We start from the raw sequence: 13,723 nt of genomic DNA, 5'->3' as shown, positions 1-13,723 counted from the left end.
GGAATTAAGCTTCCGTGACAACGCTGACGGTACGGCGCTTGTTGGCACCCTTCACCGTGAACTCAACCTTGCCATCAACCAACGCGAACAGCGTGTGGTCACGGCCCAGGCCGACGCCTGCACCCGGGTGGAACTGGGTGCCGCGCTGACGCACGATGATGTTGCCAGCTTCGATGGCCTGGCCACCAAAGATCTTGACGCCGAGGTATTTCGGGTTGGAATCGCGACCGTTGCGCGAGGAACCTACGCCCTTTTTATGTGCCATGACGGATGCTCCTTAGCAATTAGCCGGCGATGCCGGTGATTTCGATTTCGGTGTAGTACTGACGGTGACCCTGACGCTTCATGTGGTGCTTGCGGCGACGGAACTTGATGATCCGGACCTTGTCGGCGCGGCCATGAGCCACAACCTTGGCGGTCACCGAAGCGCCCTTCAGCGCGTCACCCAGCTTGATGCCGTCGGCATCGCCGAGCATCAGGATGTTGTCAAACTTGATCTCGTTGCCAGCTTCGACTTCGAGTTTTTCCACGCGCAGGGTTTCACCCTGAACGACGCGGTACTGCTTACCGCCAGTTACCAGAACTGCATACATGACCAGACTTCCTCTGTAGTTATTGTGGTCGCCTTGCCCGCCATCGAGGGCGGACAGAAGCGGGATTTTACCGGGCAGACCGAGCTCGGGTCAACCCACCCCCTGCCCTGACCCGCCCGGGCGCGCCCCCCCCGGCCGGCCCCCCCCCCGGCCCCCCCCCCCCGCGCCGGTATCCGGCCCACTGGCGGGAAACAGCACTGGCAAAACTGGCAATTGCCCCCAAATGACAAGGCCGCTAGGCTGATTGACTGCCGTCAGCGACGCCCCCACACATCCTGCTTCCGGCCCAGCCGGCAGCGCTCCAAATCGGATTTCCCATGGCGATGGATTTCATCCGCATCCGCGGTGCGCGGACGCACAATCTCAAGAACATCGATCTCGACCTGCCCCGCGACAAACTGATCGTGATCACCGGCCTGTCCGGCTCGGGCAAGTCCTCGTTGGCGTTCGACACCATCTACGCCGAAGGCCAGCGCCGCTATGTCGAGTCGCTGTCGGCGTATGCGCGGCAGTTCCTGAGCGTGATGGAGAAGCCCGACCTGGATCACATCGAAGGCCTGTCGCCGGCGATCTCCATCGAGCAGAAGTCGACCTCGCACAACCCCCGCTCCACCGTCGGCACCATCACCGAGATCTACGACTACCTGCGCCTGCTCTACGCCCGCGTCGGCAGCCCGCGCTGCCCTGACCACGGCTATCCGTTGGAAGCGCAGACCGTCAGCCAGATGGTTGATCAGGTACTGACCCTGGATCCGGAACAACGCTACATGCTGCTGGCGCCGGTCATCCGTGATCGCAAAGGCGAGCATGCACAGGTCTTCGACCAACTGCGTGCGCAGGGCTTCGTGCGCGTACGCGTTGACGGCGAGCTATACGAAATCGATGAAGTGCCGGCGCTGACCCTGCGCCAGAAGCACACCATCGAGGCCGTGGTTGATCGTTTCCGCCCGCGCGAAGACATCAAACAGCGCTTGGCCGAAAGCTTTGAAACCGCGCTCAAGCTGGGCGATGGCATGGCCACGGTGATGACCCTGGATGCCGCCGACAGCACGCCGCAGCTGTTCTCCTCCAAGTACAGCTGCCCGGTCTGCGATTACGCGCTGCCTGAGCTGGAACCGCGGCTGTTCTCGTTCAACTCGCCGGTCGGCGCCTGCCCGGGCTGCGATGGCCTGGGTGTGGCCGAGTTCTTCGACCCGAACCGCGTGGTCGTGCATCCGGAACTGTCGCTGGCCGCCGGTGCGGTACGCGGCTGGGACCGTCGCAATGCTTATTACTTCCAGCTGATCGCCTCGCTGGCCAAGCATTACAAGTTCGATGTGGATGCCACTTGGCAGTCGCTGCCGGACAACGTCAAGCAGGCCGTGCTGTACGGCAGCGGCGAAGACCAGATCACCTTCACCTATTTCACCGAAGCCGGTGGCCGCAACCAGCGCAAGCACCGCTTCGAAGGCATCATCCCCAACCTCGAACGCCGCTACCGCGAGACCGAATCGCCGGCCGTGCGCGAGGAGCTGGCCAAGTACATCAGCTCGCGGCCGTGCCCGGAGTGCAAGGGCGCACGCTTGAACAAGGCAGCGCGCAATGTGTTTGTCGCTGATCGTCCGTTGCCGGAAATCGCGGTGCTGCCGATCGACGAAGCCAAGCGCTTCTTCAGCGAACTGAGCCTGCCCGGCTGGCGTGGCGAGATCGCCACCAAGATCGTCAAAGAGATTGGCGAGCGGCTCGGCTTCCTGGTCGATGTCGGCCTTGATTACCTCACCCTTGAGCGCAAGGCCGACACCTTGTCCGGCGGTGAAGCGCAGCGTATCCGTCTGGCTTCGCAGATCGGTGCCGGTCTGGTCGGCGTGATGTATGTGCTCGACGAGCCGTCCATCGGCCTGCACCAGCGCGACAACGAGCGCCTGCTCGGCACCCTCACCCGTCTGCGTGATCTGGGCAATACGGTGATCGTGGTCGAGCATGACGAAGACGCGATCCGCTTGGCCGATTACGTGGTCGATATCGGCCCCGGCGCAGGCGTGCATGGCGGCGAAATCGTCGGCCAGGGCCAGCTGCAGGACCTGCTGGATGCACCGCGCTCACTGACCGGCCAGTACCTGTCAGGCAAGCGCCGCATCGAGATCCCGGCACGCCGACACAAGCCCAATCCGAAGATGACCCTGCGCCTGCGCGGCGCCAGTGGCAACAACCTGAAGAACGTGGACCTGGATATTCCGTCCGGCCTGCTGACCTGCGTCACCGGCGTGTCCGGCTCAGGCAAGTCGACGCTGATCAACGACACCTTGTTCTCGCTGGCCGCCAACGAGATCAACGGCTCTTCGCACCCGATTGCCAAGTACAAGAGCGTCGAGGGGCTGGACCTGTTCGACAAGGTCGTCGACATCGACCAGTCGCCGATTGGCCGCACCCCGCGCTCCAACCCGGCGACGTATACCGGCCTGTTCACGCCGCTGCGTGAGCTGTACGCACAGGTGCCGGAGGCGCGTGCGCGTGGTTACTCGCCGGGCCGTTTCAGCTTCAACGTGCGTGGCGGCCGCTGCGAAGCCTGTCAGGGCGATGGCCTGATCAAGGTGGAAATGCACTTCCTGCCGGACGTGTATGTGCCTTGCGACGTCTGCCACGGCAAGCGCTACAACCGCGAGACGCTGGAGATCCTCTACAAGGGCTTCAACATCAACGACGTGCTGCAGATGACGGTCGAAGATGCCCTGCGCCTGTTCGAGCCGGTGCCGTCGATTGCGCGCAAGCTGGAAACGTTGATGGACGTTGGCCTGAGTTACATCAAGCTGGGCCAGAGCGCGACCACGCTGTCCGGTGGTGAAGCACAGCGCGTGAAGCTGTCCAAGGAACTGTCGCGCCGCGACACCGGCCGCACCCTGTACATCCTCGACGAGCCGACCACCGGCCTGCACTTCCACGACATCGAAGCCCTGCTCGGCGTGCTGCACAAGCTGCGCGACGAAGGCAATACAGTGGTGGTGATCGAGCACAACCTGGACGTGATCAAGACTGCTGACTGGATCGTCGATCTCGGTCCGGAAGGTGGCCACCGCGGTGGCACGGTGTTGGTCACTGGTACGCCGGAAGACGTGGCGGCACATCCTGATTCCTACACCGGCCAGTTCCTGGCCAAGATGCTGCCGAGTACCAGCGCGCGTCCGGAGCAACCGGCAGCCGTGGCCAACAAGCCCGATGCGCGTCCGCCGCGCAAGGAAAAGCCGGTCAAGAAAACGGCCGTAAAGAAGGCTGCCGCACCCGCCAAGAAGAAGGCTGCAAAATGAGTAACGAACACAAGCAACTGGCCCGCATACCGATCAGCGTGCGCTGGCGTGACATGGACTCGATGGGCCACGTCAACAACGCAAAGTACGTCTCCTATCTGGAAGAAGCGCGCGTGCGCTGGATGCTGGGTGTGGAAGGCGTGTCGATGACGGACCGCATCGCACCGGTGGTGGCCAACACCAACATCAACTATCGCTTGCCGATCGTGTGGCCGAACGACATCGTGGTCGAGCTGTTCGTCGAACGCCTGGGCAACAGCAGCGTGACCATTGGCCACCGCATCGTTGACCAGAACGACGACAGCAAGCTGTATTCGGACGGCAATGTGGTGGTGGTGTGGATGGATACGCAGACGGGCAAGAGTGCGCCGTTGCCTGAGGCTGTTCGGGGTGCTTCGAGCTGAGCCATCAGCGCACGAAGCGTGTGACGCATCCCTTCTCCCGCATGCGGGAGAAGGTGCCCGCAAGGGCGGATGAGGGGAGCTTTTAAAGCTTTTAAAGCTTTTAGAGCTTTTGGAGCTTTAAAGCGCCCTCACCCCAACCCCTCTCCCGCGAGCGGGAGAGGGGCTTCAGCTGCAGTTGCGGGCTTCAGCTGCAGTTGCGGGCTTCAGCTGCAGTTGCGGGCTTCAGCTGCAGTTGCGGGCTCGGCGGCGAACTGCCTGCCTTCGCGCAGCCTTACTTCAACGCCACCTTCGGAAAATCCACCGGCACATCCAACGCCACGTTGATGTAGTTGGTGAACAGATTCAACGCCACATGGGCGAGAATCTCGACGATCTGTTCGTCACCGAAGCCCACGCTACGCAGCTCGGCCACATCGGCATCGTCCAGCTGCGCACGCTGCTCCACTACTTTCAGCGCGAATCGCAATGCCACAGCAGTACGTGCATCTCCGGACTGACCCGCCTGTGCCGATGCCATTTCAACAGCGCTAGCACCCGCCTTCTGCCCCAGCACGGTATGCGCGGCCAGACAGTACTCACAGCGATTGCGGTTGGCGATCGCAACGGCGAGCTGCTCGCCCAGCTTGCCGCCAAGGCTGCCCTTGCCCAGTGCGCCAAACGCAGCCCACATGCTCTGCAGCGCAGCCGGGGAATTGGACACCGCCTTGAACATGTTCGGCGTCGCGCCGAAGGCCTGATGGATCTGCGCCAGCAGCGGCTGGCTGGCGGCGGGGGCGGTCCGGGTTTCAAGATTGATGCGTGACATGGTGATCTCCTGATCGGTTGGGATGTTTGCCGGGCCGTCAGCCCGTGAAAGAAGTATCCCGCCCGAACCCGAACCATTTGATACGATCAGTCCACCAAATAAACCAATTGATACAGATGAGCAGCCTCCCGCCCGTGGATCGCCTGGCCGGCGTCCTGGAGAACTTCCACTTCCAGGCGCAGCTGTTCCACTCCGGCCCGCTATGCGGGCTGACCAGCTTCGATGCGGGGGAAGGCCACGCCTACCTGCACGTACTGCGGCGTGGCCAGCTCGAGGTCAGCCATCCCGGCAGCCGCGATATCCCTGCCTCGATGCACTTCGAGGAGCCGACACTGCTGTTCTATCCGCGCCCGTTCAGCCATCGCTTCCACAACCCGCCACGCGAGGGCGCCGATTTCACCTGTGCCCGCCTGGACTTCGATGGCGGCATCGCGCATCCGCTGGTACGCGGCCTGCCGTCCTTGATCGCGCTACCACTGGCGCGCATCCCCGGCCTGGCGCTGACGCTGGAACTGCTGTTCAACGAAACCGACAACGTCCGCTGCGGCCAACGCCTGCTCACCGATCGTCTGTTCGAAGTCGTGGTCATCCAGCTGCTGCGCTGGCTGCTGGATCATCCGCAGGAAGCCGGGATACCTGCCGGCTTTATCACCGGGCTGTCGGATCAGCGTTTGGCGCGCGCATTGGCCGCCATGCACGATCGTCCGGGCGAGAGCTGGACACTCATCAGCCTCGCCGAGCAGGCAGGCATGTCGCGCACTGCATTTGCCAACAGTTTTCGCGACATCGTCGGACAGACGCCGCTGGACTACCTCACCGATTGGCGCATTGCACTGGCCCAGCGCCGGCTGCGCCAAGGCCGGCCGATCAAGACGCTGGCCGACGAACTCGGTTATGCCAATGCCTCGGCGCTGTCGCGGGTATTCAACGCCAAAACCGGAATGTCGCCGCGCGACTGGCTGAAACAGGCCCAGGCCTGATCAACGCGCGGGCGCCTCACGTCGTACCTGCAGCATTCCGTCGACCTTGGTTCCATTTTCCAGGCTCAGCCGCAACGGCAACTGCGCGCCGTCGGTCAGCGGCACTTCCGGCTGCATCAGCATCAAATGCAGGCCGCCGGGCTTCAGCTCGACCGACGCGCCCGCGGCAATCGGCAAGCGTTCGATTTCGCGCATCCGGCTGACGCCTTCCGTCACCGTGGTTTCATGCAACGACACATCAGCAAAGGCCTTGCTGCCCGCACCGATGACAACCACCTCACCGGCACAGCCGTTGCGAATGCGCGCAAAGCCCGCCGCCATCCGCGTCGCCGCCGGGGTCAACCGCACCCAACCCTGCTCCACGCTCACACAGGCCGGCGCTGCAGCTGCCGCCTCGAACGCAACCAAGGCCAACAATACGCACACGAATGGTTTGGTTATCATCAGGCCACGACTCCTTGCCGTACGAGAACCCGCAGCATGACCACGCTCATCGAAGTGATCAACCATGGCCCCATCCGTGAACTGCGCCTGGCGCGGCCGCCGGTCAACGCACTGGACACCGAACTGTGCCGCGCGCTGATTGCCGCCGTCACCTTGGCCATGACCGATGACGTGCACGGCATCGTGCTGTCCGGCAGCGAGCGCATCTTCACCGGCGGCATGGACGTGCCGCACCTGCTCTCGCATGGCGATGACAGGCGCAAGTTGATGGACAGCTGGCAGGCCTTCTTCGGCGCTGCACGGGTACTGGCCGAAAGCCGCGTGCCGGTGGTGGCCGCGCTGACCGGGCATTCACCGGCCGGCGGCTGCGTACTGGCGCTGTGCTGCGATTACCGGGTGATGGCACGCAGTGCCGACCCGGCAAAACCCTATGTGATCGGCCTGAACGAGGTGCAGGTGGGCCTGGTCGCTCCGGAAGGCATCCAGCGGCTGATGCGCCGCGTGGTCGGCCACCACCGAGCCGGCGTCTTGCTGACCGGCGGCCAGCTGGTCAGCGCCGAGCGCGCCCTGGAAATCGGCCTGGTCGATGAGCTGGCCGACGGCGCAGCGCAGGTGGTCGAACGCGCCATCGGCTGGCTGCAGGCCCAGCTCAAGCTGCCGCCGCAGCCTATGCTGCAGACCCGCGCCATCGCCCGCGCCGACCTGCATGAGGCCATGCAGGCCGAGCACATCCAGCTGGAACGCTTCGTCGAGGCCTGGTTCTCGCCGGATGCGCAGGGCGCGTTGCAAGCCTTGGCTGCTCGCCTGGGCAAGAGCTGAGCATCACTCGATCCGTGCTGGGGATCGCTACCGGCAGCTGCACCTGCCTGCGTTCCCCCTCCCCTGCTCGCCTATAATCGCGGCCTGTCGAAAAGAAGGCCGCCGCCTTGTCCAACACGCCCGAACCCGTGGTCTCCGAACTGATTGACCTGCTGTCGCTGGAGCGGCTGGAGGACAACCTGTTCCGTGGCCAGAGCCGCGATATCGGCACCAAATACGTGTTCGGCGGCCAGGTGCTGGGCCAGGCACTGGCGGCTGCGCAGGCAACGGTCGAGAACGGCCGCCACGTGCACTCGCTGCACGCCTATTTTCTGCGCGCCGGCAATATCGATCACCCCATCGTCTATGACGTGGACCGCACCCGTGACGGCGGCAGCTTCTCGGTGCGCCGGGTCACCGCGATCCAGCACGGCAAGGTGATCTTCTTCTGTGCGGCCTCATTCCAGCAGGCCGAGAGCGGCGCCGAGCACCAGCACAAGATGCCCGACGTCCCGCAGCCCGAAGACATCGAGCCCAATCGCCCGGTGCCGGCCGACGTGCTGGAGCGGCTGCCGGTGAAGGTGCAGCGCTGGCTTTCGCGCGGTGGTCCGTTCGAGTTCCGCCATGTCTATCCGCGTGACGAACTGAACCCACCCAAGCGCCCGCCCTACCACCAGGTGTGGCTGCGTTTGAACGAGAAGATCGGCGATGCGCCGGAGCTGCATCAGGCGCTGTTGGCCTATGCCTCGGACTTCCATCTGCTCGGCACCGCGACCTTCCCGCACGGCATCAGCTATTACCAGCCGCATGTGCAGATGGCCTCGCTGGACCACGCCATCTGGTTCCACCGCCCGTTCCGCGCCGACGACTGGCTGCTGTACTCGCTGGACAGCCCGAGCGCGCAGGATTCGCGCGGCCTGGCGCGTGGCCAGTTCTACACCCGCGATGGCGTGCTGGTGGCCAGTACCGCACAGGAAGGCCTGATCCGCGTGACCCCCGACGACAACGAAGCGAGCAAGGGCTGAACCATGCGCAAGATTTTCAGCAGCCAGCGCGTCGAGAACGCCGAAGGCGTGGCGCAGATCCTGCGCGATGCCGGTATCGAGGTGCGCGTCACCAACGGCCGCTCGTACCACAGCAAGCGCCGCGGTCAGTTCAGCTATACCGACAAGGTCAACAACGAGAACCAGCCCGCGGTCTGGGTGGTGCACGCCAATGACCAGCCGCGTGCACGGGAGATCCTGCGCGACAAGCGCCTGCTCGACACCACCCGCCGCGACCACCCCACCGCCGAGTACGCCTTCCGCGAAACCCCAGGCGAAGCCAGCAATGGGCGGAGTTGGGCGTGGCGGATCCGCATCGCCCTGCTGGTGGTGATTGCCGGCGTGGCGCTGGTGATCATGATGCGCCATCGCACTGCGCCGACCGCTGCTCCGGCCGCCCCCGCCGCGCAGGTGCAGCCGGCCCAACAGCAACCCAGCGAAGACGAGTTCCGCGTCCGCATCCAGTCCCAGCCTGACGCCGCGCCGCCGGCACCGGCACCGGCACCGGCACCGGCACCGGAAAAATAATCGGTCACATTGGGCTTCGGTGCCCGTCCTGTTTGGCAGTACCGTCGAAAAGGCCTGTCCGATGAGCACCGAAACGCTGGAAATCATGCTGCAGAACGAACTGCCTGCCGCCCGCCAGGGCTGCACGCAGTCCTATGGGCGCATCGTGCTGGCCTGCCAGAACACGGTGACTGCGATTGCCCTGGCCATCACCCGCGACGTCCAGGCCAGCGAGGACATCGCCCAGGAAGCCTTCATCAAGGCCTGGCAGCAGCTGACCCAGCTCAACAACGCCTCCAGTTTCCTGCCGTGGTTGCGGCAGATCACCCGCAACCTGGCCCGCGACTGGCTGCGTGCCAACCGCAACCGGCCGCTCAGCGGAGAGGCTGCGGAAATCGCCATCAGCATGGCCGCCGACCCTGCACCCAACGGCGTTGATGTGATGGCGCGGGTGGAGGAAGAACTGGTCGCCGAGGAAATCATCTCGGCCCTGCCCGAGGACAGCCGCGAAGCCCTGCTGCTGTACTACCGCGAAGGGCAAAGCTCGCAGCAGGTCGCCATGCTGCTGGGGCTGAGCGATGCCGCCGTGCGCAAGCGCCTGTCGCGTGCCCGCGCCAGTGTCCGCGAGGAAATGCTCAAGCGCTTTGGTGAATTCGCACGCAACTCGGCGCCGAGCGCGGCCTTCGCCGCCGTGGTCAGCTCGGCGCTGATGCTGGCCGCTCCTGGCGTAGCCAGCGCTGCGATCATTGCCAGCGGTGCAGGTGTTGCCGGCACCAGCGCTGGCAAACTGGGGGTCGGCACTCTTGGCGTCAACACCGCCGGCAGCGGTGCGGCCGCGGGAACACTCGGTGCCGCCGTAAACGCATTGTTCGAGAACCCTTTCGATCTATGGATCGTGGCGGGCGCAGTCGTGTTTGGCACGGTTGGGGCCTATCTCACCAATATCTACCTGCTGCACTATGCCGAGACGCCGGAGGAAACCCTGCGTGTACGCCGTTTCATGCGCCTGCACACCGTCAGCGCCCTGGTGTTCTGCATCTGCGCCATGGCCGGCGTTGTGCTCCGTATGGGCCCGGTTGGCGGACTGCTGACCCTGGCAATAGGCATGGCGGTGTTGAACTACCAGTACCTGGTCACGCTGCCGCGCATGATGGCGCCGATGCTTGCTCGTGATGCCGCCCGGCATGGCCGCAACGGCCCATCCTGGATCTATCAGAGCATGTTCGGGCGCAGCGCCGTGGTCAGCGCATCGCTGCTGGCAGTGATGGCGACGCTGTACGCTTTGCTGCAGCACTGAAATCCAGCAACAAAACACCCCCGCTGTTGCCAGCGGGGGTGTTGTCGATCGGCGCCTTGTTGCAACTTACTTCGTAGCTGGAGCCTGCGGCGGCATCGGGCCGCGCGGGCCACGATGCTCGCGGTGACCGTCCTTGCGTGCGGCCTGCAGTTCTTCCGGGCTCAACTTGCCGTCCTTGTTGGTATCGGCCTTGGCAAACCATTCGGCGCGGCGCTGTTCGGCACGGGCCTGGCGATCAGCCTGGTCGATGTAGCCGTCCTTGTTGACGTCCAGGCGAGCGAAATTGGCCTGGTATTCGGCGGCACTGATGCGGCCATCGTTGTCGGTATCCATCCCGCGCATGAAACCGCCGTCGCGTTGGCCGTGATGGCCACCGTGGCGATCACCGCCGTGACGTGCGCCATGACGCGGACGCGGCAGTTCCTCGCGCGACAGCTTGCCGTCCTTGTTCTTGTCCAACTCGTCGAAACGCTGCGCAAGGCGCGGTAGTGCCGCAGCTTCCTGGCGATCAACCACGCCGTCATTGTTGGCATCCAGGCGTTGCGGCGCCGGGCTGGTGCTGGTCGGCGCAGCCGCGAACACCAAGCCGGTCGCCGAGGTGGCCAGCAGCATCGCCAGCAGGAGGAGAGGTTTGCGGTGGGTCTTGGTCATGGTGGGGCTCCGTGGTGAGGCTGCGGACGCGGCATTGCGTCCTTGCTACGGTCAACGCGCCAACCTGCAGCTCGGTTGACCGCTGCGCCGGCAATATTCATCACGCAGACAGGCGCAGGTTTTGCGACGCGCCACGGCTATGCTGTGCGCATGGCAGCCCACGGCGAAAACAACGAAGAACTGCGCCTGTTCCAGACCGGCGAGCACCCCTGTGGCTATTGGCCGGAACGGCAGGCAAGAGACCTGGTGCTGGATCCCCAGGACGAGCGGTTGGGCGCGCTTTACCCGATGGCATTGACCTGGGGCTTCCGCCGCTCCGGCGACCTTGTGTACCGCCCGCATTGCGAAGGCTGTCGCGCCTGCGTGCCAGTGCGCATCCCGGTGGCGCGTTTCCGCCCTGACCGCAGCCAGCGCCGTTGCCTGGCGCACAACGCCGACCTGCAATGCCGGATTCTGCCGGCCGAGCGCACCGACGAACAATTCGCGCTGTATCGGCGCTACCTCGCCCACCGCCACGCCAAGGGCGGCATGGACGAACACGGCCCGCACGAGTTCGACCAGTTCCTGGTCGGTAGCTGGTCACATGGCCGCTTCATGGAAATCCGCGCGCCCGGTGCCGGCGGCGAACGCGGGCAACTGCTGGCCGTTGCGGTCACCGATGTCACCGAGCTCGGCCTGTCCGCGGTGTATACGTTCTTTGATCCTGAGCAGGAAAAACGCAGCCTCGGCACCTTCGGCATCCTGCAGCAGATTGCCTGGGCGCAGCGCACTGGCTTGCCGCACTTGTATCTGGGCTACTGGATCAACGGCCACCGCAAGATGGACTACAAGCGCCGCTACAGCCCGCTGGAATATTTCGATGGCAAGCGCTGGGTGCTGGGCGAGCAGGACGGCGGTCTCGGCCTGCCGTGATCGGGACCGCGCTCAATTGTGACGGCCCTTGATACTTATTTAACCGGGATTTATGCAAAATAGGAATGTCATCGCGCAACGTGATGGCGCAAGGAAGTATCCATTCAACAGGAGTAATGCGTGAAGACCCAACTTTTGATTCTGGCTGCCATTGGCACCCTGGCCCTCGCTGGCTGCAAGAAGGCCGAAACCCCGGCCACCGACGCACCGGCAGCCACCCCGGCCGCTGCTCCGGCAGCAGCTGCAGCCGAAGTCACCCCGGCTCCGGCCACCGACACCGTCAAGGCCGGCACCGGCGTTCCGGAATGCGATCAGTACCTGGAAAAGGTCTACGCATGCATCAGCGACAAGGTTCCCGAAGCCCAGCGCGACATGATGAAGCAGGGCATCGAGCAGTCGCGTAGCGCCTGGGCAGGCGTGACCGACAAGACCGAGCTGGCCAATCAGTGCAAGACCGCGCTGGAACAGGCAAAGACCAGCTTCGGCGCGATGGGTTGCTCGTTCTAAGCAACGTAGCAACGCTGTCCCTGGACGCCCCGCTCGCGGGGCGTCCGTGTTTTTGCCAGCGCTCATTTCGCCTTATCGTCATGGCGACGTGAGAAAATCGGCGGATGCGCATCTCAACCCTACTCGCCCCGATGACCCTGCTGTTGGCAGCCTGTTCCACCTCACCCAGCGGCAGCGCCGCCGCGCCGGAGCAGCTGCGGCTGGCGACGTACAACACCTCGCTGTACTCCGAAGAAGAAGGCGGCCTGATCCGCGAACTGCAGGGCGACAGCGCGCACGCGCGCAAGATCGCTGCTGTGCTGCAGCAGACCCGGCCGGATCTGGTCCTGCTCAACGAATTCGATTTCGACGACGCCCACCGCGCCGCCGACCTGTTCCAGCAACGCTATCTGGAAGTCGCCCAGCCCGGCGGCGGCGATGCACTGAAGTACCCGTACCGCTATCTGGCTCCGGTCAACACCGGCGTGCCAAGCGGACTGGACCTGGACAACAACGGCAGCGTCGGTGGCAAGGGCCGCGAACGCGGCAACGATGCCTGGGGCTACGGCCTGCACCCGGGCCAGTACGGCATGTTGGTGCTGTCCAGGTACCCGATCGATGAAGCCGCCGTGCGCACCTTCCAGCTGTTGAAGTGGAGCACGATGCCGGATGCGTTGCGCCCAACCGACCCGAGCACCGGCAAGTCGTTCTGGCCGGATGCGGTGTGGTCACAGCTGCGGCTGTCGTCCAAATCGCATTGGGATGTGCCGGTGCGCACCCCGCTGGGCACCGTGCACGTGCTGGCATCGCACCCCACTCCGCCGGTGTTCGATGGCAAGGAAAAGCGCAATGCCGCGCGCAACCACGACGAACTGCGGCTGTGGAAGGAATACCTGGACGGCGGCGACAAGCCCTGGCTGTGCGATGACAAGGGCGCGTGCGGTGGCCTCGCCGCTGACGCGCGCTTCGTCATCGTTGGCGACTTGAACAACGATCCGGCCGATGGTGACGGCCGCCACGACGCCATCCTCGAACTGCTGGAACACCCGCGCGTGCTGCGCTACCCGACCCCGACCAGCGTCGGTGCCGAGCAGACCAGCCTGGCCTATGCCGAGAAAGGCATCGTCCGCCGCGGCGCGCCGCAGCATGCCACCGGCGACTTCGGCCCGCGCTCGGGCACGATGCGTCTGGACTATGTACTGCCCTCCTCCGGCCTGAGCTATATCGGCAGCGGCGTGTTCTGGCCAGCCAATGACAGCCCGGAAGCGAAGATCGCCGACGGTAGCGACCACCATCTTGTCTGGGTGGATGTGAAGTAAAAAAAACGCCGGCTAAGCCGGCTTTTTTTTTGCTTCTGGATTTTGTGGGAGCGGTGTAAGCCGCGAAGCTCGTACATCATCAGATGACGATGCGTCCCGCTGCTGCAGCATTGCCAGCTTCGCGGGGGGGGGGGGCCGCGCCTCCACCGGAGTGTGGTGGGCGCAGGGTTGTTGGGGGGGGGGCGGACCGGGGGGCGAGCCGC

15 protein-coding genes are annotated in these 13,723 nt (G+C 64.5%); 10 read left to right on the top strand and 5 right to left on the bottom strand.

Going from position 1 to position 13,723, the window contains the following annotated elements:
• Positions 1–4: 4 nt before the first annotated feature.
• Together rpmA and rplU are read right to left on the bottom strand one after the other, a co-directional pair.
• Complete coding sequence (rpmA, locus tag ACVOLV_RS13660) at positions 5–265, bottom strand: 50S ribosomal protein L27 (protein WP_282269141.1); 261 nt, start codon at positions 263–265, stop codon at positions 5–7.
• A gap of 19 nt (positions 266–284) precedes the next feature.
• Positions 285–593, bottom strand: coding sequence for a 50S ribosomal protein L21 (rplU, locus tag ACVOLV_RS13655; protein WP_282269142.1), 309 nt, complete (start codon positions 591–593; stop codon positions 285–287).
• A 317-nt stretch (positions 594–910) separates the two neighbouring features.
• Here rplU and uvrA point away from each other — a divergent pair, with 317 nt between their 5' ends.
• Together uvrA and ACVOLV_RS13645 are read left to right on the top strand one after the other, a co-directional pair.
• Positions 911–3,874: an excinuclease ABC subunit UvrA gene (gene uvrA / locus ACVOLV_RS13650; RefSeq protein WP_481554874.1), complete on the top strand. Its 2,964-nt coding sequence runs from the start codon at positions 911–913 to the stop codon at positions 3,872–3,874.
• A complete protein-coding gene (locus ACVOLV_RS13645; RefSeq protein WP_481554873.1) occupies positions 3,871–4,278 on the top strand; it encodes an acyl-CoA thioesterase in 408 nt (135 codons plus the stop codon). Before uvrA ends, ACVOLV_RS13645 begins: the two co-directional genes overlap by 4 nt.
• A gap of 271 nt (positions 4,279–4,549) precedes the next feature.
• On the opposite strand, the gene ACVOLV_RS13640 is transcribed toward ACVOLV_RS13645, so the two are convergent.
• Complete coding sequence (locus tag ACVOLV_RS13640) at positions 4,550–5,083, bottom strand: carboxymuconolactone decarboxylase family protein (RefSeq protein ID WP_481554872.1); 534 nt, start codon at positions 5,081–5,083, stop codon at positions 4,550–4,552.
• Between the two features lie 116 nt (positions 5,084–5,199).
• Between ACVOLV_RS13640 and ACVOLV_RS13635 the strand changes: the two genes are divergently transcribed.
• Complete coding sequence (locus ACVOLV_RS13635) at positions 5,200–6,063, top strand: cupin domain-containing protein (protein ID WP_481554871.1); 864 nt, start codon at positions 5,200–5,202, stop codon at positions 6,061–6,063.
• Here the strand turns inward: ACVOLV_RS13635 and ACVOLV_RS13630 are convergent, their stop codons facing one another.
• Positions 6,064–6,507 (bottom strand): copper chaperone PCu(A)C, encoded by a 444-nt coding sequence (locus tag ACVOLV_RS13630; protein ID WP_481554870.1) that lies wholly within the window; start codon positions 6,505–6,507, stop codon positions 6,064–6,066.
• Positions 6,508–6,543: 36 nt separating this feature from the next.
• Here ACVOLV_RS13630 and ACVOLV_RS13625 point away from each other — a divergent pair, with 36 nt between their 5' ends.
• From ACVOLV_RS13625 to ACVOLV_RS13610, 4 genes are all read left to right on the top strand, one after another.
• On the top strand, positions 6,544–7,326 hold the full coding sequence (locus tag ACVOLV_RS13625; protein WP_481554869.1) for an enoyl-CoA hydratase/isomerase family protein: 783 nt from the start codon (positions 6,544–6,546) through the stop codon (positions 7,324–7,326).
• A 107-nt stretch (positions 7,327–7,433) separates the two neighbouring features.
• A complete protein-coding gene (tesB, locus tag ACVOLV_RS13620) occupies positions 7,434–8,330 on the top strand; it encodes an acyl-CoA thioesterase II (protein ID WP_481554868.1) in 897 nt (298 codons plus the stop codon).
• Positions 8,331–8,333: 3 nt separating this feature from the next.
• Positions 8,334–8,876, top strand: coding sequence for a pathogenicity-like protein (locus ACVOLV_RS13615; RefSeq protein WP_481554867.1), 543 nt, complete (start codon positions 8,334–8,336; stop codon positions 8,874–8,876).
• Positions 8,877–8,937: 61 nt separating this feature from the next.
• The gene (locus ACVOLV_RS13610) at positions 8,938–10,152 is read left to right on the top strand and encodes an RNA polymerase sigma factor (protein ID WP_481554866.1); all 1,215 of its coding nucleotides are present in this window, start codon (positions 8,938–8,940) and stop codon (positions 10,150–10,152) included.
• Positions 10,153–10,218: 66 nt separating this feature from the next.
• On the opposite strand, the gene ACVOLV_RS13605 is transcribed toward ACVOLV_RS13610, so the two are convergent.
• On the bottom strand, positions 10,219–10,803 hold the full coding sequence (locus ACVOLV_RS13605) for an EF-hand domain-containing protein (RefSeq protein WP_481554865.1): 585 nt from the start codon (positions 10,801–10,803) through the stop codon (positions 10,219–10,221).
• A 150-nt stretch (positions 10,804–10,953) separates the two neighbouring features.
• Here ACVOLV_RS13605 and ACVOLV_RS13600 point away from each other — a divergent pair, with 150 nt between their 5' ends.
• The 3 genes from ACVOLV_RS13600 (at position 10,954) to ACVOLV_RS13590 (ending at position 13,520) form a co-directional block, all read left to right on the top strand.
• Positions 10,954–11,715, top strand: a complete 762-nt coding sequence (locus tag ACVOLV_RS13600; protein ID WP_481554864.1) for an arginyltransferase — start codon at positions 10,954–10,956, stop codon at positions 11,713–11,715.
• Between the two features lie 120 nt (positions 11,716–11,835).
• On the top strand, positions 11,836–12,222 hold the full coding sequence (locus ACVOLV_RS13595) for a hypothetical protein (RefSeq protein WP_303747050.1): 387 nt from the start codon (positions 11,836–11,838) through the stop codon (positions 12,220–12,222).
• 131 nt (positions 12,223–12,353) lie between these two features.
• Positions 12,354–13,520: an endonuclease/exonuclease/phosphatase family protein gene (locus ACVOLV_RS13590; protein WP_481554891.1), complete on the top strand. Its 1,167-nt coding sequence runs from the start codon at positions 12,354–12,356 to the stop codon at positions 13,518–13,520.
• Positions 13,521–13,723: the final 203 nt, after the last annotated feature.

The sequence above is a fragment of the Stenotrophomonas sp. STEN023 genome (assembly GCF_056760135.1).
Note: the sequence above shows the minus strand (reverse complement) of the source record. Positions and strands in the feature narration are given on the sequence as shown.